Below are 18,413 nucleotides of genomic sequence, written 5' to 3'. Positions count from 1 at the left end.
GCAGGACAGCCGGCGGAGCAACCGGGCAGGCCGGCCGGGGTGGCGCGGTTCTCAGGGCTCCGGGACGGGGTCGGTGGGCGCCGGGAAGTCGTACGTCACCTTGCCGATGTCGGAGATCAGGTAGCCGCCGTCGGGCTGGCGCTGGAGCCGCAGGCGCGCGATGAGCCCCTGGGGCCGCTGGGACCAGCCGCCGTCCGCGACGTAGGCGCAGTCGACGGGGACCTCCAGTTCGACCACGTCGCCGGTGAGGTCGTGCGGGTCGAAGCGGCCCGCCACGGGGCGCGCGGCGGCCCCGGTGACCACCGACCAGCCCCGGCGGGTCACCAGCTCGGCGGGCCAGACCGAGCCGTCCACCGCGCAGGCGTTCAACCCGCCGCCGGAGGAGGCAAGTTGCGGAGTCAGATACCCGCGGACCCGGCTCAGGACGGCGGCCGGCCCGGTGTCGCCCCGGGAGGTGTCGAAGCTGCCCGAGGTGACGGCCCAGGCGATCGCGACGGACTCCGCGTCGTGCGCGTCGACGGTCAGCGGCGGCGTCGGCCCGGTCGGCCGGTCCCTCGGCGGGGGCGGCGGCTGCGTCGGATCGGCGTCCGGGGCGGAGGCGAAGGTGTAGCCGGCCGGGGCGGCGGCGACCGCGGTGCCCGGGATCTCCTTCTCGTCCTGGTCGTAGCAGGGGTTGCACCGGACGCGCTCACCGGAGCCCCGGCCGTAGCCGGTCTCCCAGCCCCTGCCGTGGGTCGACAGCTCGGCACCCCGGGCGGTTCGCACCCCGGAGATGCGGAACGGGCGGTCGCCGTCCTTCAGCGTCCAGGTGTGGCGCTTGCCGTCGAGCGTGCCCTCGACCGTGAGCACGTAGTCGTAGCTGTGCCGGGTCGCGAGCACGGTGAGGCTGACGACCTCGGGCTTCTGGTTCTCCAGGTAGAGGTACTTGTCGGTGAAGTACGGCGCGAACGAGACCGGTCCGGCGGCGCCGACCAGCGCGACCGGGTTCGGCGAGTCCAGGTCGACGCCCATGTCGATCTTCCTGCCCTCCCCCTGTCCGGTGCAGTTCACGACCGTGCCGGGCAGCGGCTCGCGGGGCTCGCCCACGATCGTCGCCCGCACCTGCTCGATCGCCACGGTGTGGCCGTTGCCGACCATCGAGACCGAGAGCGGCGACGCGCCCACGTCCGTGCCGCCCTGCGCGTGCGACCACGTCCGGGCGGCGCCGCAGCCGGTGACGGCGGGGAGCTCGGCCGGTTTCACCACCTCGGGGACGACCGTGGTCGCGTCGGCGTCACCGTGCCCGGGATCGTAGCGGGCGCCGAGTTCCGGCGCCCTGCCGCCGTCCGTCGCGGTCAGCGCCCAGTACGTCGTGCCGGCACCCAGCAGCGCCAGCGCGCAGAACACGGCGACCAGCAGGCGCAGTCGCGGTCTGCGGCCGCCCATCAGCGAGAGGACGCCGCCCATGAACACGTTGCCGTGGATGGTGCTCTGGTTGATCCGGTTGTGCGTCTCGTGCCTGCCCGCCTCGCGCCCGTGCGCCTCGTGCTTGTGCGTCTCGTCCTGGTCGCCCAATCCACCCACCCCGTCCGACAGGTCCGCGCCCACCACAGTGCTGCTCCCGGCGGGCGAAGGGAAGACCGCGACCGGGACCGGCCGCTCTGCTCCTCCTTGCTGACGAAAAGTCAGCAAGTTCGGCCCATCACCTTGACGGCGCACGGTCACCGCTGGACCCTATGGAGCCCGGATACGCCGCGCGCTCCCCGGTCCCCACCGCCCGGGAGCCGCGAGAGGACGTCTTCTCGCCCCTCACCGAGGAAGAGGTTTCCCATGCGCTCCAGCCGCCACCTCGCCGTCACCGCCGCCGCCCTCTGCGCCGCCGGCGCGCTGGCCACCGTACCCGCCGCCGCGTCGCCGGAGGCGCTCGCCGCCGGCCCGGTGCTCAGCACCGGCAGTGCGGGCGGCACGGCCGTCGCCGTGGGCGACGCGCTCACCGCGCCGCTCGCCACCGGCACCAAGGCCACCTTCTACTCGACCGCGACCAGCACCACCGGTGTCACCTGCGCCACGTCGAAGCTCGCGGCCTCGGTGCTGAGCAACCCGGCGGCGCCGGGCAGCGCCACCGCGTCGCTGACCGGGCTGACCTTCGGCTCGTGCACCGCCAACGTCACCGGGGTCACCTCGGTGCGCAGCCTGACGGTCGGCAACCTGCCGTACGGCCTCACCGTCTCCGACGCCCCCGGCCTGCCGGTCACCCTCATCGGCGGGTCCGCCGGGACGATCCAGGCCACCGCCGTGCTGGACACCTGGTTCGGCACCATCACCTGTTCGTACCAGCTGAGCGGCGCGTTCACCGGCAGCGCCGACAACGCCGCGCACAGCCTGGCCTTCCGCACCGAGCACTTCGCCAAGAGCGCCGGCTCGACGCTGTGCCCGGCCGACGGCTACTTCTCCGCGACGTACGGTCCGGTCGCCGACACCAGCCAGACGGGCAGCCCGGCGGTCTTCGTCAACTGACCGCCACCGGGGCGGGCGCGGCGGCGCCGCCGCGCCCGCCCGGGTCCCGCCGGCCGGCCCGTGCCAGCAGCCCGTGCCCGCAGCCGTGTCACCGCGCCCACTCCTCCCCCTCGTTCAGCCAGACCCGCAGCATCCGCCGGGAGTACCGACCGGGCTCGTCGACGAACGGCGAACGCCCGTGCAGCACCCGGCTGTTGCGGACGATCAGCAGGTCCCCCGCGGCCATCGGCAGCCCGAAGACGGTCTCCGGCCGGTAGAGCACCTCGTCCAGCACCCCGAGCGCCTCCCACTGGCGGTCCGTCAGCTCGGGCCCGCCGCGGTCGGGGGACGAGCGGACGGTGCGGGTCTGGTAGTAGCAGCCGATCGTCCCGTCCTTGCGGTCGTACAGGATCGGGGTCACCACCAGCTGCGGGCCCGCCCGGCCGCTGCGGTCGAAGGTCCAGTCCTCGCGGAGCGTCGCCAGCGCGTCCGGGCGCTCCCGCTGGATCAGGTCGTGGACGTGCCGGGCGCTCGCCAGTCTGGTCAGCCCGCCGCCGTCGAAGGCGGGCCGCAGGCAGAGCAGCACCAGCAGGTCGCAGGTGTCGCAGTGGAGGCCGAGTTCGGAGGCGCCGTCGCCGCCCCGGTCGCGCAGCACCGAGACGAGGTCGCCGCGCCCGTTCTGCGGGACGATCCGGCCGAAGTCCCCCAGCAGGAAGGAGAGCACCTCCGTGGTCTCCCGCTCCGGGCGGGCCGGGTCCACCAGGCCGCGCACCTGGGCGAGGCCGACCGAGTCGGTGGCGTTCCGGGCGAACTCCCCGAGCCGGGAGCGCACTTCCTCGCCCTCATCCCACCGGCCGGCCCGCGCGCCGGCCCGGAGCAGCCGCCGTTCCCGCTCCCCCACCGGGACCGACCAGAGCTCCCGCCGGGCGTCCAACTCCAGGCCGCTCCAACCGATTTCGGTCACCGCGTCCACACCCTCTCCTCCCTGCCGACCGCCGCCCGCGGCGGCCGGCGCCCACAGCCAGGGGGCCGCAGGAGGCCGGCCGGCGGTGCCGCGCCGCGGAGGTCACGCCGGCTCGTCCCCGGCCACACCCGCCCGATCCGCCCACCCCGCCCGGGCGGGCCCGCCGGCCACCCGCGGATCGCCCACCAGGTAGCCGTCCAGCTGCGCCCGGCCGGGCAGCCGTCCGGCCAACTCCCAGGCCAGCATGCGGTGCAGGCCGTCGAGGTGGATCAGGCCCGACCGGACCTCCAGACCCCCGTAGTCGGGGTGGTCGACCGGGTCCGTACTGAGGAACAGGGGCGTGAACGGGGCCCACCGCAGCAGCCGCAGCTTCGCCGCGCAGACCGGGTTGGCGGCGCTCCAGGCGGCCCCGCCGGCCCGGATCCGTTCGGCCGCCTCGGCCACCGTCGCCCCGGAGCGCGGCACCAGTTCGAGCTTCCCGCCCTCGCTGAGGTGCCAGGGCAGCACGATGCCCAGGACGTCCGCCCGGGACAGCCGGATCCGCCACCAGCCGCCGGGGATCCGGTCGGCGCGTTCGAGGTTCTCCGCCGCGTACCAGTTGCTGTTCGCCTCGTGGGACCGCTCCACCGGGTGGTCCCGCAGGTAGGCGTCGCGGACCTCGGAATAGGCGACGGCGGTGACGATCTCCACGGCAGTGCTCCTCAGACGACGGTTCCGGTGGGGCACGGGCGCCCCGGCCGCCACGGCTGAACCGCGATCACCACGAAGAGGCACACGTCGATCACGCGAGGTAGTCCGCCCCAGGAGTATGAACCCGTCCTCGCGTCCACGACAAGGCCGGTGCCGACGCGTGGACGCCTTCCCGCCACCGTGCCGTTCGGCTCCGGCCGCCGCGCGACAGCGGCCCCACGGGGAACGCCGGGCCGTTCGCGCCCCGGTGATTCGCCGCCGCAACAGCGGATGCGGCACAGTGAGGTCATGAACGCGGGAGCCAGGACTCAGCAGACGGCCGGACCGGTCAGGCGCCGCCCGGTCCAGCAGCGCAGCCTGGAGCGGTACGGCCGCATCCTGGACGCCTGCGCCGGGCTGCTCGACGAGGTCGGGGCGACCGCGCTCACCACCAAGGAGGTCGCCCAGCGCGCCCGGGTGCCGATCGGCACCCTCTACCAGTTCTTCGCCGGCAAGGAGGACCTGCTGGCCGCGCTCGCCACCCGCAACCTGGACCAGTACCTCCAGCGCCTGGACGCCCGGCTGGCCACCGCCGCACCGGTCGGCCCCGCCGTCTTCACCGACCTCGCGGTGGAGGAGTTCGTCGCGATGAAGCGCGCGGTGCCGGGCTTCGGCCAGCTGGACTTCGGCCTGGCCGGACCGGCCGTCCCCTCCGGCGTCCGGGACGACCGGCACCTGCTGGACGCCGGGGTGGACAACAACACCGCCGTCGCGCTGCGGCTCCAGGCGCTCGGCGGCGAGCTGTTCCGGCCCGGCGACCCGACGGCCACCCTGACCCTGCGGGTGGCGCTGGAGGCCGCCGACGCGGTGCTCAAACTGGCCTTCCGGGAGGCCCCGGAGGGCGATCCGGCCCTGATCGCCGAGTGCAAGCGGTTGGTCCGCGGCTACCTCGCGCAACAGCCCTCCGCCCGCTGACGCCCGGCACCGCGGTCCCGGACGTCCCCCCGGCCCGAGGCGTTGCGAGCCCGCCGCACCCGCAGCACAGTGGATAGCGAACGGCCGCGGAGGCGGTCGCCGCGCACGACCGGAGGAGCAGACCATGCACGCAGCGGTAGGTGACCAGCTCCATATCCACAGCAGGTCCGTGGGCATGGTGGACCGGAAGGGCGAGATCGTCGAAGTGCGCGGCACGGACGGCGAACCGCCGTACGTGGTCCGCTTCGAGGACGGCCACGAGGGCCTGATCTACCCCGGCCCCGACTGCAACATCGAACAGCGCCAGGCGGGGCGCTGACCCACACCCCCGCCGCCCCGCGCGCCCCCCGCGCGAGGTGGTGAGGAGCGGTGTCCGCCCCCGCGACCCCGCTGCCCGGGGCACTCGCCGGGCTCGCGCCACTGCTGGACCACTACGGGCACCTCGCGGTGGCGCTGCTCGTCCTGCTGGACAACTGCGGCATCCCGGTGCCTGGGCAGACTGTCCTGGTGCTGGCCTCGGTGTACGCCGGCACCGGGCACCTCGACTTCGCCTCGGTGCTGCTGATCGCGGCCGGCGCCGCCGCGCTCGGCAACACCCTCGGCTACCTGGTCGGCCGCACCGGCGGGCGCGCCTTCGTCCACCGCTGGGGCCGCTACGTGCTGCTCACCCCGGCGCGGATGGAGCGCGCGGACGGCTTCTTCGCCCGGCACGGCGGCAAGGTGGTCACCGTCGCCCGGTTCGTGGACGGGCTGCGCCAGTACAACGGGATCATCGCCGGCACCACGGAGATGCCCTGGCGCCGCTTCCAGCCGTACAACCTGCTCGGCGCGGCGCTGTGGACGGCGGTCTGGGGCGCCTTCGGCTACCTCGCCGGCGCGAACATCGGCACCGTCTACCACACGGCGCTGCGCTACCAGGTCTGGTTCGCGGTCGGGTTGGGCTTTCTGGTCGGCGCCTTCCTGCTCCGCCAGGTGCTGCGCTACCGGCGCCGGCGCCGCGCGGACGGCGACGCCGGGCCCGGAACCGACGCCGACGCCGACACCGACACCGGACCCGACGACGATGCCGGCGGCGACACCGGACCCGGGTAGCCGCGGCTCAGCTCAACGGGAACACCTCGAACGGCACCGCGAAACGCGTCCCCAGCCGGCTGCCCGCGCCCCGGCCGAAGCCCTCCAGGAACTCCCGCGGCTGCGCCATCGCCCCGCCCAGCCCGGCCAGGTACGCCTTGTGCTCCTCCAACGAGGCTACGCCCCGGTCGAAGTGCTCGGTGGTGTCCACCGCGTGCTTCGCGTCCGGGGAGGCCGCCGCCCAGATCTGCCGCACGCCGTTCCACGGCTCGTGGCCCTCGGCCAGCAGCTCGCGGAACACCCAGCGGTTCCCGGCGTCCCGGACCCCGTCCAGGGTGGCCCGGCCGACCGCGATGTGGTCGGCCTGGTTGAGGAAGACCCCGCCGTAGGTCTCCCGGAAGTTGCTGGTGATCACGATGTCCGGCCGGTGCCTGCGCACCACCCGGGCGATGTCCCGGCGCAGCGGCAGCCCGTACTCCACCACGCCGTCCGGGTGGCCGAGGAACTCGACGGTGTCGACGCCGACCACCCGCGCCGAGGCGAGCTGCTCGGCCTCGCGCAGCGGCCCGCACTCGGCCGGGTCCAGCGAGTCGATGCCGGCCTCGCCGCTGGTGACCATCACGTAGACGACCTTCTTGCCCTGTGAGGTCCAGCGGGCGACGGCCGCGGCCCCGCCGTACTCCATGTCGTCGGGGTGGGCGACGATCGCCACCGCGGTCTGCCAGTCCTCGTCGACGGGCTCGAAGGGCTCGGGGGTCTGCTCGGTCATCCTGCTCGTTTCCTCTCACGGCGACTCACTGCGGCTCACGGTCGTACGGACGCACCGCACTCGCACGTTCGTACCACCCGTGACTCTAGAAGACCGGCTTCCCACACGCCCCGTCAGACACCGTCGCACGCGGGGGGCTTGCCCCTGACGCAAGGGTCAGGGGTTAGCGTCCGGGCACCGCGCGGCCGCACCGGCCGCCGCCCCCCCTTCCCGCCGAGGAGCGCAGCCATGGCCCTGCCCACCACCGCCCGCGTCGTCCGGCTGACCGCCGCACCGTCCGGGCTGCCCGCCCCCGGGGACTTCACCGTGGCCGAGGAGCCGCTGCCGGCGCCCGGCCCCGGGGAGGTGCTCGTCCGCAACCGGGCGTTCCTGGTCTTCGCCGCGCTGCGCACCCTGATCGGCGGTGGGGCCGCCGACCTGCCGCTGCCGCACATCCGGCCGGGGGACGCGATGTTCGGGCCGGCCCTCGGCGAGGTGCTGGCCGCCCCCGCGGACGGACCACTGCGCCCCGGCGACCTGGTCACCCACCTCGCCGGCTGGCGGGACCACGCGGTCGCCGAGGCCGCGCGGTTCACCACCGTCCCGGCGGACTTCCCCGATCCGGTCGCGCTGGTCTCCTCCGCGTCCTCCGCCTACGGCGCGCTGACCCGCACCGCCGGGGTGCGCCCGGGCGACGTGGTGCTGGTGACGGGCGCGTCGGCCTCGGTCGGCACGGTGGCCGGGCAGGTCGCCCGGCTGCTCGGCGCCTCCCGGGTGATCGGGACCACCCGCTCGTCCGCCAAGGCGAAGCGGCTGATCGCCGAACTCGGCTACGACGCCGTGCTGGTGCCCGACGGGCGGCCGTTCGCCGAGCAGCTCGCCGAGGCCGCGCCCGGCGGGCTCGACGTCGTGCTGGACCTGGTCGGCGGCGAGCAGCTGACCGCCGCCGTGGACGCGGCCCGGCACGGCGCCCGGTTCGCCCTGGTCGGCGCGCTGGCCGGCCAACTCGATCCGGAGCGCCCGGGCGGCGACGCCCCGGCCGTGATCGACGCCTTCCGGGTCATCACCCACGGCATGACCCTGGGCGGCTTCTCCGGATTCGACCACCCGGACCTGGAGGCCGAGTGGCGCGAGCGCTTCGCCGGCTGGCTGCGCGCCGGGGAGATCACCCTTCCCCGGACGTCGGTTCCGGGCATCGACCGGGCCCCCGCGGCGTTGACGGAACTGTTCACCGGGGACACCTTCGGAACCACCGTCGTGGAACTGGAACTCTGACGACCGAGGAGCGGGCATGAGGATCGGGGACGCGGCAGCGGCGGCGGGCACCACGCCCAGGGCACTGCGCTTCTACGAGCAGCGCGGGCTCCTGCACCCGCCCGCCCGCTCCGCCTCCGGTCAGCGCGAGTACGGCCCGGCCGAGGTCGCCCGGGTCCGGGTGATCCGCCGACTCCTGGCCGTGGGGCTGACGGTGGACGACCTGGCCAGCCGCGCCCACCGCCTCGACCTGCTCGGCGAGGACCCGCCGCACCGCTGCTCCGAATCGCCCGGGCCCGACACCTTCGCGCCCGTGGTCCACGCCCGGCTGGCCGCGCTGGACGCCGAGATCGCCCGGCTCACCGAGCTGCGCGCCAAGCTCCTCCACCACGTCGCGACCGGTGGCACGGAGATCCCGGCCGGGGGCTGAGGGGCCCGCGTTCCCCGTCGAACGCGCCCGGGACCTCCGCGACGGGGGTGCGCGAGGTCCCGGGCGAGCGTACGGGGGGGCGGTCAGGCCGGGTCGGCGGCGAGCGGTGCCTCGGCGGGGGCGCCGGGGGCCGGTCGGTCGGGCCAGCGGATCCGGGTGGCGCAGAGCGAGACGACGGCCGCCGAGGCGGCGACGGCGGCCATGCCCCAGAGCAGGCTGGTGGCGCCGGCGATGAAGCCGATCACGGCGGGGCCGGCCAGCAGGCCGGTGGTGCCCATCGCGGCGACCAGGGAGAGGGCGTCGGCGCCCTGGCGGGCGGCGGCGACGTAGACGCACGGGGTCACCGCGGCCACGCCGAGGCCGACGCAGGCGAAGCCGAGCAGGGTCGGGACCACGCCGCCGACCGCCAGGGCGAGGGCGAGTCCGAGGCCGGCCAGCAGGCTGCCGGTGCGTACGATCAGGCTGTCGCCGAAGCGGGTGCGCCAGCCGTCCGCGAAGATCCGGGCGCAGACCATCATCACCGAGACCACCGCGATGCCCAGCGGGGCGAGCCCGGCTCCGGCGTGCACGTGGTCCTTGAGGTAGAGCGCCGACCAGTCGTTCATCGCGCCCTCGGTGACGGTGCCGAACACCATCGCCAGGCCCATCCAGAGGGTCACGGCGGTCGGCAGCACGAAGCCGCGGCGGCGCTTGCGCTCCGCCGGTCCGGCGGCTTCGGCCGGGCCGTCCGCCAGCAGCCCGGGCCGGGCGGCCACGACCAGCACCGCGAGCAGCGCGGCGGCCAGCCCGAAGTGCACCGCCAGGGTGTCGGTGAGGGAGGTGACTCCCGAGGCCAGCAGTGCGGCCAGCAGCGAGCCGGCGCTGAAGGTGGCGTGCAGCCGGGACATCGTGGTCCGCTCGAAGCGGGCCTCCAGCGCGGCGCCCTGGGCGTTCATCGCGACGTTCAGGCAGCCGACCGCGACGCCGTCGAGGAACAGCACCAACAGGGTCACCGGGTAGTTCGGCACCACCGACAGCGCGAGCAGGATCACCCCGAGGGTGAGTGCGGACAGCACCGAGAGCGAACGGGAGCCGAGCCGCCGCGTCAGCACCGCGACCAGGGGGAAGGACACCGCCGCGCCGACTCCGCAGGTCATCAGCAGCAGACCGATCTGGGCCTCGCCCAGGTCGAGCCTGGCCTTCAGCGCGGGCACCCGGGAGACCCAGGTCGCGTACTGGAATCCGAGGACGAAGAACAGGGCGCCGATGGCCACTTGGGACCGGCGGAAGTCGTCGCGAACGGGGGACATCGGTATCAGCCCACTTCGGCTCTGGGGTGCGGCCCGGGGACCGGGACGGTGGAGTGCGGCAGCGGCCGGGCCGGGACGGGGTCCAGCGGCATCGCCATGTAGACCGCCCGGGTGCCGTAGCTCTCGGGCAGGTCGATCTCGGGCCGGGCGCGGTAGCCCAGCGGGGTCCACAGCACGTGCGAACCGCGGACGGCGACCAGCGAGGCGGTCCGGTAGCCGGCCGCCCGGGCGGTCTCCTCCAGGTGCCGCAGCATCCGCAGGGACAGGCCCCGGCCGCGCAGTTCCTCGGAGATCACCAGGTCGTGCGCGTGCATGTTGGTCGGCCTGCCGTCCGCGCCGCCCCCGGCCCCGCGCCCGCCCGCGTCCTCGCTGCGGCTGAGGTCCGGGCAGTGGAACAGCGGGTACGGCAGGGCGAGCAGGTAGCCGCCGAGGCCGCCCGGGTGCTCCAGCACGAAGCAGGTGTCCGGCGAGTCCCGGTGCCGGGACCGGAGCGCCTCGCGGCCCTCGGACAGGCCGCTGGCGGCGTAGGCGCGTTCCTCCAGCGCGACCACGGCGTCCCAGTCCTCCTCGCGGAGCAGCCGGATGCGGTACTCGCTCATGCGCTTCCTCCGTTGCGGCGCCCGCCGATGCAGCTGTACGGCAGCGGCGCGAAGCCGTTGAACCCGCGGGTGGCGTAGGCGGTGGCGTACGCGCCGCAGGAGTGGATCCAGACCGGGTCGCCGGAGCCGACCGCGCGCGGGACGCGCACCGGGCCGCCCTCCTGCGCGTAGGCGTCGTCGCTGTCGCAGGTCGGGCCGGCCACCACGGCGTTGACGAACTGGCCGCCGGGGTGGGTGGGGAACTCCAGCCGGTACTGGAGCTGGTCCATCTCGTACAAGCCGTTGAACTTGCCGCAGCTGAGGTAGAGCCAGTCCTCCCGGGCGCCGTCGAGGCGGTGGCGGGAGGTGAGCCGGGCGACGTGGGCGCGGATCGCGCCGTGGTCGGCGACCAGGTGGCGCCCGGGCTCCAGCAGGAACTCCAGCGGTGCGCCGTTGACGGCGTTCAGCCGTTCCATGCCCTCGCGGATCACCGCGAACATCTTGTCCAGCGGCGGGTCGAGCGGGCGCCCGCCGCGGTCGAGGACGCCGAGGGCGGGCAGCCCGCCGCCGAGGTTGATCCGGGTCGGGGTGATGCCGCGCCAGTTGAGCGCCTCCAGCACGGCGGCCAGCGACTCCACGGCCGCGCTCCAGGCCTCGGCGGTCATCTGCTGCGAGCCGACGTGCACGGACAGGCCGGACGGCACCAGCCCGGCCGTACGGGCTTCGCCGAGCACCCGCAGCGCGTCCTCGGGTGAGCAGCCGAACTTGTGGCTGAGGCCCCACAGCGCGCCCTCGCCGGTGGTCGCGATCCGGCAGAACACCCGTGCTCCGGGCGCGTGTCGGGCGATCGCCGCGACGTCCTCCAGGCTGTCGGTGGCGAAGTCCCGCACGCCCAGCCGGTGGGCCTCGGCGATGTTGCGGTCGGACTTGATCGTGTTGCCGTAGTGGATCAGCTCGGGCGGCACGCCGGTGCGCAGCGCCTGGGCGATCTCCTGCGGGCCGGCCGCGTCGAAGCCGGAACCGAGCGCGGCGAGGTGGTCCAGCACCTCGTCCACCGGGCAGGCCTTCATCGCGAACCGGACGGCCACGCCGGGCAGTTCGGCGAGGAGTGCGGCGTACTGGCGGCCGATGCCGTCGAGGTCGTAGAAGATCCGGTCGTCGGTGGCGGCGGCGAGCGCGGCGCGCAGCGCGCCGCCGTCGTGCCCGTCGGGGCGGGGTGCGTCGGTGTGCACCACGGCGACGGCCGGGGCGCGGTGGGTGGGCGGGTGGCTGTCGGCGTGGCCGGTGGCGTGGCTACCGGCGTGCCCGGTGGCATGGCTGCCGGGGTGGCCGGTGGCATGGCTGGTGGTCTGGCGTGTCACGTGGTGGTCCCGTCCGACTGGCGCGGCAGCCGGTCGGCGGGGGTGGCCTTGCTCGCCCGCACCAGCGGGCCCCACGCGTCGATCAGTGCGGCGAAGTCCTCGATGTCCGTCTGCGCCTCGTCGAGCAGACGCGGCCCTAGCGGCGCCAGGTGGTCCGCGAACTCGGCGTACTTCCCGCCGAGCCGCCGGTAGCAGCGGTCGAGTTCGGCGAGCCTGCGGTGGTTCTCCGCGCGGTCCGTCGCGGCGCTGCGGCGGGCGGAGTCGGCGATCGGCTCGGGGCGGACGCGGTGCCGTTCGTCCAGCAGGGCGCCGCCGGCGGCCTCCATCTCGCGGTAGACCGGGTGGAGGTAGAGCATGGAGAGCAGGAACTTGGCGTAGCGCAGCTGGTAGGCGGTGAAGCCGGGGCCGGTGCGCCGTTCCGGGGTGTAGTAGTTGACGATGTGGCGGTTGTGGGTGACGCCCGGCAGGGTCGCGTCCCGCACCAGGTGGTGCAGGAAGTAGTCGCTGCCGATGGTGTCGGTGGCGGGCGGCAGCGGCACCCGTTCGTACACCTCGTGGTGGAGGCCGATGTTGCACATGTCGATGCGCCAGATGTCGGGCAGGTCGAGCACGGCGCGGTCGACGGTGAACGGTTCGGTGCCGCCGCCGGTGAAGGAGTCGGCGACGAGTTCGCGCTTCTCCTTCTCGCTCGCGCCGGTGGGCGCCCAGAGCGCGACCACGTCGTGGTACACCTCGGGGTCGAGCTCACGGATCTCGCCGATGTCGACGGAGAGTTCGCCGACGAAGGAGGCGCCGACCAGCGCGACCGGCTTGTCCGCGTGCGCCGCGTCGAGGCTGTTCCGGGTGACGGCGGCGGCCGCGTCGGCGGCCTTGAGGCCCAGTGTGGCCAGCTCGTGATCGATCGGGAACACCGGTTCGCCGTCGAGCAGTTGGTAGCGGCTGTCGGAGTCGCGGCGGTGCACCGACGCGCAGCCGAGGGCGGCGGCCAGCAGGAACGCCCGGTTGGTGCAGGCGCCGTAGGAGACGGCGTCGGGCAGCATCAGGTCGAGCAGCCGGTCCGGGGCGGCCGCGCCGGACCGGTCGACCACCTCGCGCAGGAAGGCGCGCTGGGCGTCCTCGTCCAGGTGGTGGACGACCACGCCCTCGACGGCCGGCAGGGCGGCGAGCGCCCCGGCGTGCCGGGCGCGGGCGGCCGGGTCGGCGGAGTCCAGCACCAGCAGGTGCACCCGGACGTCGAACCGCCCTACGGCGTGGGCGGCTTCGGCGCCGACGGCGGTGATGGTGTCCGCGCACTCGCGGTTGGTGGGCAGGGTCAGGCAGACGTCGCGCATTCCCGCTCCCCCTCGGCGTCCCGCCGGCCTTCCCCGCGCCCCGCGAACGGCTCGTGCCCCTCGAAGGGCTCATGCTCGAACGGCTCGTGCCCCGCGGACGGCTCGTGGTCATCGAAGGGCTTGCCGCTCCAGGACCGCAGGCCGAGCAGCTTCTCCCCCAGCTCGGTGAGTTCGGCGGTCGCGTAGCGCTGCGCCTCGGGCCGGTCGGCGTCGCCGACCAGGGTGCGGTTCCAGTCCGGGGTGGCGAGCGTGCGCCAGGACTCCACCCGGGAGCGGCGCAGCTTCTCGGCCTCCTCCAGCGCGGGCATCATCGACAGGTACTGCACCGCCCGCACGCCGTTCTCGGAGGTGTTGCGCGCGACGCCGTGGGCCAGCAGGCCGTTCCAGATCAGCAGGTCGCCGGCCTCCAACTCGGGCCGCACCACGGGGAACTCCGTGCGGTCGACGTCCGGCCGGATCGGGTCGCGGTCGGCCGGCTGGGCGGCCTGCCACTCGTTGAAGCGGCGGAACAGCTCCGGGTCGCACTGGAAGCCGCCGTGGTCGGGGGCGGTGTCGTTGAGCGCGATGATGCCCTGGACGCGCTGCGGCAGCATGCCCTGGGTGGTGTCGACGTCCCAGTGCAGCTCGATGTCGAAGCCGCGGTCGGTGGGTTCGATCAGCGCGCGGTCGCGGTTGCGGACGTTCGGCGGGTTGAGGTTGAGCCGGTCGAGGGTGACCCAGAGCTCCTCGCAGTCCCACACGTCCACGAAGGCGTCGTAGACGCGCTGCGACTGGCGGCTGTCCCAGAGGAGTTGGTGGTGGTAGGCCTCGACGAAACCGTAGATGTGCAGGTGCCGGTCGAGTTCGTCGCGGTACTCGCGCTCGCGGTACCACTCCTCGGGGCGGTCCGGCGACAGGCCCTGGAACTCCCAGGCGAAGTCGAGCAGTCGGCGCGCCGCCTCGGCCGGGATCGCCTGCTTCACCACCACGTAGCCGTAGGTCTGCCAGAACGCGAAGTCCTCCTCGGAGAGCACCCGCAGCGGGTGCTTCTTGCGGACCTCGCGCAGCGCGGTCCGGGCGAGGTAGCTCTCGGTGTCGGCGCTGAAGTAGGGGCGCTCCGAGGCGGCCCGGTACAGGTATTCGCCGGCGGTTCCGTCGGGGTGTTCGGCAGGGCTCGGCACGGGCAGTCACTCCATGGTTCGTAGTCGGCGCGGCGCTTCCTCGGCGCTCGGTGCGGGCACGGCGGGTCGGCGGCCGCTCACCAGCCGCGAGAGGAATTCGAGCGCGGATCGAAGGGCCGTCCGCGCACGACCCTTCCCGCCTCCGGCCCCACGGGCACGGAGCAGCGCCACGTCGGGGGGCCAACTCACCCGCCCGGCAAGGCCCCTCACTTCACATCAGCCCCTACCGGACCGCACCCCCCATACGTTGGACTAGACCAACTAATGGTGTCAACCCTTTCCCTCGGGTTACCGATTGGGAAATCAGCGCAGCTCACCGCGCCTCTCGGGGTTCGCTTTATGTTTCGGAGGCGGACATAAGAGCGGGTATGTTTCCGGAATTGACATAACCGTGAAACGGTGAACCGCCCGGGTCGGCCGTACGTTGGCCCTATGGCACGCGCGCTGACGGCTCCCCCGTGGCTGACCGAGAGCCTGCGGCCCCGGGCCGCTCCGATCCCCTGGGCGGCGGTCGCCCGCGCCTCCGTCGCGCTCGCCGCCCCGCTCGCGGTGGGCACCGCCACCGGACGGCCCGGCTACGGCGCGCTGGTGTCGATGGGCGCCCTGTCCGGGGTCATCGGGGACACCGCCGACGCGTACCGGATGCGGGTGTTCAACATCGCCGTGCCCCAGCTGTTCGGCGCCCTCGGGCTGCTGGTCGGCACCCTGGTGTTCGGCACCGGCTGGACGGCCGTCGCGACGGTCACCGTCGTCGCGCTGGTTTCCGGCATGATCTCCTCGATCGGCGCGGTCGCCTCCGTCTCCGGACTGCTCCTGCTGCTCAACGCGGTGGTCGGGGCCGGCCTGCCGCTGCCCTCCCCCTGGTGGCTGCCGCCCGCCCTGCTGCTGCTCGGCGGCCTGGTGGTGCTCGCGCTGACCCTGCTCGCCTGGCCGCTGCGGCTGGGCGTCCCGGAGCGGTCGGTGGTGGCCGGCACCTACCGGGCGGTCGCCGACCTGCTGGAGGCCACCGGCACACCGGAGTACGACGGCCGCCGCCACGAGCTCACCCGGTCGCTCAACCAGTCCTACGACCTGCTGCTCGCCCGCCGGGCCCGCCGGCACGGCCGCTCGCCCACCCTGGCCCGGCTGCTCGCCCAGCTCAACGCGGTGATCCCGATGGTCGAGGCGGCCCCGGCGGCCCAGCTGCGCCCGTCCGGTCTCGGCCCGCTGCCCGCCGACTACCCGGCCGCCGTCCGCGCGCTGGCCGACGCCGTCGAGCAGAACCGCACCGGCCCGGCCCCGCCGCTCGACCTGCCCGCCCCCGCCGGCCCGTCCACCCGCGCGCTGGTCGAGGCGATCGGACACGCCGCCACCGTCGCGTACGAGGCCTCGCCCGACCCGTACGCCTTCGACGACCGGATCGGCCGGCCCGCCCGGCTCGCGGTCCGGGCCCGGCGGGCCACCAGGGCGCTGCTGCTGTCCGGCGCGTCCTGGCGGTACGGGCTGCGGCTGGCGCTGTGCATCGGGCTGGCGCAGGTGCTGGTCTCGGTGATCGCGGTGCCCCGCTCGTACTGGGTGACGCTGACCGTGACCTTCGTGCTGAAGCCCGACTTCGGATCGGTGTTCTCCCGCGCGGTGCTGCGCGCGCTCGGCACCGCCGCCGGGCTGCTGATCGCCATGCCGGTGCTCGCCGAGGTGCCGCACGGCTGGTGGGACGTCCCGGTGATGGCGGGGCTGGCGACGCTGATCCCGGCGCTGTCCGCCAAGGGGTACGCCTTCCAGACCGCGGCGATCACCCCGGTCATCCTGCTGCTCTCGGACCTGCTCAACCACCGGGGCTTCCAGCTGGTGCTGCCCCGGCTGTACGACTCGCTGATCGGCTGCGGCATCGCCCTGCTGGCCGGCTACCTGCTGTGGCCGGAGTCCTGGCACACCCGGATCGGCGACCGCCTCGCCGACGCCGTCCAGGACACCGCCTCGTACGTGTCACTGGCCTTCACCACCGCGCCCGGACGGGACGAGCCGGCCCGTGCCCGCTACCGGCGGCGGCTCTACCGGGACCTGTCCACCGTGCGCAGCGAGTTCCAGCGGGCGCTCACCGAGCCGCCGCCGGTCGGGGCCCGGGCGGAGGCGTGGTGGCCGGTGGTGATCGCGGTCGAGCGGATCGTGGACGCCACCACCGCGACCCGGGTGCGGGTCGAGCACGGCGCGCCGGTGCCGACCGCCGCCGAGGTCGCCACCGTCTCCCGGGAGCTGGCCGAGCTGGCCGAGGCGCTGCGCACCGGCGAGCCGCTGCCGGAGGCGGAGCCGGACGCGCTGGCGCCGGGCTGCGCGCTGGCCCGGCTGCACCGGGAGGTGCACGCGGCCCGGTCGGTGGCGGCGCCTGCGCCCTGAGCGCCCGCGGGCCGGGCGGGGCGGCCGACGCCCCGAGCAGCCGCGCCCCCGCGAGCGCCGACGTTCCGGGCACCCGCGCCGTCGAGCCCCGACGCCCTGACCAGCGGTGCCGTCGAGCGCCGACGGCCGGCCGGCGGTGCCGTCGAGCGCCGACGGCCGGCCGGCGGTGCCGTCGAGCGCCGGAACGACTCCCGGTCGGCGGCGTCCGGCGTCAGTCCTGGATCCGTCGCCAGGGCCGCTCCGCCTCCAGTGCGAAGGCCAGCTCCAGCAGCAGCCGCTCCTGCCCGTGCGCCGCCGACAGGTGCACCCCGACCGGCAGCCCGCTGGGCGCCGAGCCGGCCGGCAGGGCCATGCCCGGCCCGCCGGTCACGTTGTTGACCGGGGTGAAGGCGACGTAGCGCAGCAGCCGCTCGATCAGCTCGTCGAAGTCCACGTTCGGGCTCAGGTGCCCGATCGGCGGGGCGGTGTGGGCGAGCACCGGGGACAGGATCACGTCGTGGTGCCGGAAGATCCGCGCGTACACGCCCTCGGCCCGGCGCAGCCGCCGCAGCACGCCGGGGGTCTGCGGGAACTCCGCCTGGAAGCGGCGGCGCAGCCCGGTGGTCAGGCCGTCCAGCCTGTTGGCCCGGAAGCTCGGGTCGATCAGCAGCCGGCCGGTGGCCGCGATGGCCCAGGCGATGTAGCCCCAGTAGCTGACGAAGTCGCGGGAGAACTCCTCGCCGAAGGGTAGCTCGGTGGGCTCGACCAGGTGGCCCATCGCCTCCAGCCGGGCGGCGGTCTCCTCGACCACCTGCCGGGTCGGCTCGTCGGTCTTGGCGATCGGCGAGTCCACCACCAGGCCGATCCGCAGCCGCCGTGTGCCCGGCCCCTCGACCAGGCCGAGCGGGGGCAGCCCGGGGTTGACGCGGTGCCGCTCGGCGGCGGCGAAGAAGGCGGCGGTGTCGCGCACCGAGCGGGTCAGCACCCCGTCCGTGACCAGGTCGATCGGGAGCTTCCCGCCCTGGGCGTTGGTGACCAGCCGGCCCCGGGTGGGCTTGAGCCCGACCAGTCCGCAGCAGGCCGCCGGGATGCGGATCGAGCCGCCGCCGTCGTTGGCGTGCGCGATCGGCACCACGCCGGAGGCCACCAGGGCCGCCGCACCGCCCGAGGAGGCGCCGGCCGAGTGCGAGGGCTTCCACGGGTTGCGCACCGGTCGGGCGGTGGCGAACTCGGTGGAGGCGTTGAGGCCGAACTCGGGCAGCCTGGTCTTGCCGAGGACGGCCAGGCCGGTGGCGAGGAACTGGTCGGTGAAGCGCGCGTTGCGGCGGGCCGGGCGGGCGCGGTAGGCCTCGCTGCCCATCGCGGTCGGCAGGCCGCGCAGGTCCACGTTGTCCTTGAGGTAGGTCGGCACGCCCCACAGCGGACCGCCGATGCCCTCCCGGCTGATCTGCGGCCTGTCGTACGACGCGTGGGCGACGGGCAGCAGCGTGCCGTCCACCCGGCCGGCCCGGTCGACGGCCGCGCCGACCAGTTCCCTCGGGTTGACCGCGCCGGACCGCACCAGCGCGGCGAGGGCCACCGCGTCGTAGGCGCCCAGGGCGTCGTCGGCGAACGCGTGGACCCGCTCGTCGGTCATCCGAACTCCCCACTCCCTGCCGGACGTCACGCCGCCCGACGATCGCACCGGCCGATCGTTCCTGCCCGGTTCTACTGACCGGTAATCTCACAGGGCTCCGAGTGTAGGCGCGGCCGGCCG

The 18,413-nt window shown here is 74.7% G+C and carries 17 protein-coding genes; 7 read left to right on the top strand and 10 right to left on the bottom strand.

Translation table 11 applies throughout. The annotated features are described in order from the left end of the window. Nucleotides 1–51 precede the first annotated feature (51 nt). Nucleotides 52–1,590, bottom strand: coding sequence for a hypothetical protein (locus tag ACZ5GH_RS31715; protein WP_464335994.1), 1,539 nt, complete (start codon nucleotides 1,588–1,590; stop codon nucleotides 52–54). A 219-nt stretch (nucleotides 1,591–1,809) separates the two neighbouring features. Here ACZ5GH_RS31715 and ACZ5GH_RS31710 point away from each other — a divergent pair, with 219 nt between their 5' ends. Further along, on the top strand, nucleotides 1,810–2,496 hold the full coding sequence (locus ACZ5GH_RS31710; RefSeq protein WP_464335993.1) for a Tat pathway signal sequence domain protein: 687 nt from the start codon (nucleotides 1,810–1,812) through the stop codon (nucleotides 2,494–2,496). Nucleotides 2,497–2,584: 88 nt separating this feature from the next. On the opposite strand, the gene ACZ5GH_RS31705 is transcribed toward ACZ5GH_RS31710, so the two are convergent. Then, complete coding sequence (locus ACZ5GH_RS31705) at nucleotides 2,585–3,439, bottom strand: TauD/TfdA family dioxygenase (RefSeq protein WP_387759260.1); 855 nt, start codon at nucleotides 3,437–3,439, stop codon at nucleotides 2,585–2,587. A 102-nt stretch (nucleotides 3,440–3,541) separates the two neighbouring features. Then, nucleotides 3,542–4,129: a DUF6309 family protein gene (locus tag ACZ5GH_RS31700; protein WP_387759259.1), complete on the bottom strand. Its 588-nt coding sequence runs from the start codon at nucleotides 4,127–4,129 to the stop codon at nucleotides 3,542–3,544. A gap of 288 nt (nucleotides 4,130–4,417) precedes the next feature. Here ACZ5GH_RS31700 and ACZ5GH_RS31695 point away from each other — a divergent pair, with 288 nt between their 5' ends. The 3 genes from ACZ5GH_RS31695 to ACZ5GH_RS31685 all read left to right on the top strand — a co-directional run bounded on the left by ACZ5GH_RS31695 (nucleotide 4,418) and on the right by ACZ5GH_RS31685 (nucleotide 6,175). Then, complete coding sequence (locus ACZ5GH_RS31695; protein WP_387759257.1) at nucleotides 4,418–5,083, top strand: TetR/AcrR family transcriptional regulator; 666 nt, start codon at nucleotides 4,418–4,420, stop codon at nucleotides 5,081–5,083. Nucleotides 5,084–5,207: 124 nt separating this feature from the next. Beyond that, complete coding sequence (locus ACZ5GH_RS31690; RefSeq protein WP_387759256.1) at nucleotides 5,208–5,402, top strand: DUF1918 domain-containing protein; 195 nt, start codon at nucleotides 5,208–5,210, stop codon at nucleotides 5,400–5,402. Between the two features lie 50 nt (nucleotides 5,403–5,452). Then, nucleotides 5,453–6,175 (top strand): DedA family protein, encoded by a 723-nt coding sequence (locus tag ACZ5GH_RS31685; RefSeq protein WP_464335992.1) that lies wholly within the window; start codon nucleotides 5,453–5,455, stop codon nucleotides 6,173–6,175. Nucleotides 6,176–6,182: 7 nt separating this feature from the next. Here the strand turns inward: ACZ5GH_RS31685 and ACZ5GH_RS31680 are convergent, their stop codons facing one another. Next, a complete protein-coding gene (locus tag ACZ5GH_RS31680) occupies nucleotides 6,183–6,923 on the bottom strand; it encodes a PIG-L deacetylase family protein (protein WP_387759253.1) in 741 nt (246 codons plus the stop codon). A 228-nt stretch (nucleotides 6,924–7,151) separates the two neighbouring features. On the opposite strand from ACZ5GH_RS31680, the gene ACZ5GH_RS31675 reads away from it, so the two are divergent. Both ACZ5GH_RS31675 and ACZ5GH_RS31670 read left to right on the top strand, forming a co-directional pair. After that, a complete protein-coding gene (locus ACZ5GH_RS31675; RefSeq protein ID WP_387759252.1) occupies nucleotides 7,152–8,177 on the top strand; it encodes an MDR family NADP-dependent oxidoreductase in 1,026 nt (341 codons plus the stop codon). Between the two features lie 16 nt (nucleotides 8,178–8,193). After that, nucleotides 8,194–8,586 carry a MerR family transcriptional regulator gene (locus ACZ5GH_RS31670; RefSeq protein WP_464335991.1) on the top strand — a complete coding sequence of 131 codons (393 nt, stop codon included), beginning with the start codon at nucleotides 8,194–8,196 and terminating at the stop codon, nucleotides 8,584–8,586. An 83-nt stretch (nucleotides 8,587–8,669) separates the two neighbouring features. On the opposite strand, the gene ACZ5GH_RS31665 is transcribed toward ACZ5GH_RS31670, so the two are convergent. The 5 genes from ACZ5GH_RS31665 to ACZ5GH_RS31645 form a co-directional block, all read right to left on the bottom strand. Further along, the gene (locus ACZ5GH_RS31665) at nucleotides 8,670–9,875 is read right to left on the bottom strand and encodes an MFS transporter (protein WP_464335990.1); all 1,206 of its coding nucleotides are present in this window, start codon (nucleotides 9,873–9,875) and stop codon (nucleotides 8,670–8,672) included. 5 nt (nucleotides 9,876–9,880) lie between these two features. Further along, a complete protein-coding gene (locus ACZ5GH_RS31660) occupies nucleotides 9,881–10,474 on the bottom strand; it encodes a GNAT family N-acetyltransferase (RefSeq protein WP_464335989.1) in 594 nt (197 codons plus the stop codon). Next, a complete protein-coding gene (locus ACZ5GH_RS31655; protein ID WP_387759300.1) occupies nucleotides 10,471–11,685 on the bottom strand; it encodes a type III PLP-dependent enzyme in 1,215 nt (404 codons plus the stop codon). The genes ACZ5GH_RS31660 and ACZ5GH_RS31655 overlap by 4 nt, the downstream gene beginning before the upstream one ends. 125 nt (nucleotides 11,686–11,810) lie before the next feature. Beyond that, nucleotides 11,811–13,145 carry a DUF6271 family protein gene (locus ACZ5GH_RS31650; RefSeq protein ID WP_387759247.1) on the bottom strand — a complete coding sequence of 445 codons (1,335 nt, stop codon included), beginning with the start codon at nucleotides 13,143–13,145 and terminating at the stop codon, nucleotides 11,811–11,813. Next, complete coding sequence (locus tag ACZ5GH_RS31645; protein ID WP_387759246.1) at nucleotides 13,127–14,305, bottom strand: phytanoyl-CoA dioxygenase family protein; 1,179 nt, start codon at nucleotides 14,303–14,305, stop codon at nucleotides 13,127–13,129. Before ACZ5GH_RS31645 ends, ACZ5GH_RS31650 begins: the two co-directional genes overlap by 19 nt. Nucleotides 14,306–14,737: 432 nt before the next feature. Here ACZ5GH_RS31645 and ACZ5GH_RS31640 point away from each other — a divergent pair, with 432 nt between their 5' ends. Continuing rightward, nucleotides 14,738–16,678 carry an FUSC family protein gene (locus ACZ5GH_RS31640; protein WP_464335988.1) on the top strand — a complete coding sequence of 647 codons (1,941 nt, stop codon included), beginning with the start codon at nucleotides 14,738–14,740 and terminating at the stop codon, nucleotides 16,676–16,678. Nucleotides 16,679–16,889: 211 nt separating this feature from the next. Here the strand turns inward: ACZ5GH_RS31640 and ACZ5GH_RS31635 are convergent, their stop codons facing one another. Next, on the bottom strand, nucleotides 16,890–18,293 hold the full coding sequence (locus ACZ5GH_RS31635) for an amidase (protein ID WP_387759243.1): 1,404 nt from the start codon (nucleotides 18,291–18,293) through the stop codon (nucleotides 16,890–16,892). Between the last annotated feature and the right edge of the window lie 120 nt (nucleotides 18,294–18,413).

Source organism: Kitasatospora sp. Xyl93 (genome assembly GCF_055383135.1).
The sequence above is the reverse complement of the archived record's forward strand: the minus strand, read 5'-3'. Positions and strand labels throughout refer to the sequence as shown.

Excerpts from the sequence above, each read along its gene's own strand:
- ACZ5GH_RS31680 (WP_387759253.1), bottom strand. The coding sequence starts at position 6,923 with ATGACCGAGCAGACCCCCGAGCCCTTCGAGCCCGTCGACGAGGACTGG.
- ACZ5GH_RS31640 (WP_464335988.1), top strand. The coding sequence starts at position 14,738 with ATGGCACGCGCGCTGACGGCTCCCCCGTGGCTGACCGAGAGCCTGCGG.
- ACZ5GH_RS31690 (WP_387759256.1), top strand. The coding sequence starts at position 5,208 with ATGCACGCAGCGGTAGGTGACCAGCTCCATATCCACAGCAGGTCCGTG.
- ACZ5GH_RS31710 (WP_464335993.1), top strand. The coding sequence starts at position 1,810 with ATGCGCTCCAGCCGCCACCTCGCCGTCACCGCCGCCGCCCTCTGCGCC.
- ACZ5GH_RS31650 (WP_387759247.1), bottom strand. The coding sequence starts at position 13,145 with ATGCGCGACGTCTGCCTGACCCTGCCCACCAACCGCGAGTGCGCGGAC.
- ACZ5GH_RS31635 (WP_387759243.1), bottom strand. The coding sequence starts at position 18,293 with ATGACCGACGAGCGGGTCCACGCGTTCGCCGACGACGCCCTGGGCGCC.
- ACZ5GH_RS31695 (WP_387759257.1), top strand. The coding sequence starts at position 4,418 with ATGAACGCGGGAGCCAGGACTCAGCAGACGGCCGGACCGGTCAGGCGC.
- ACZ5GH_RS31670 (WP_464335991.1), top strand. The coding sequence starts at position 8,194 with ATGAGGATCGGGGACGCGGCAGCGGCGGCGGGCACCACGCCCAGGGCA.
- ACZ5GH_RS31675 (WP_387759252.1), top strand. The coding sequence starts at position 7,152 with ATGGCCCTGCCCACCACCGCCCGCGTCGTCCGGCTGACCGCCGCACCG.
- ACZ5GH_RS31665 (WP_464335990.1), bottom strand. The coding sequence starts at position 9,875 with ATGTCCCCCGTTCGCGACGACTTCCGCCGGTCCCAAGTGGCCATCGGC.
- ACZ5GH_RS31660 (WP_464335989.1), bottom strand. The coding sequence starts at position 10,474 with ATGAGCGAGTACCGCATCCGGCTGCTCCGCGAGGAGGACTGGGACGCC.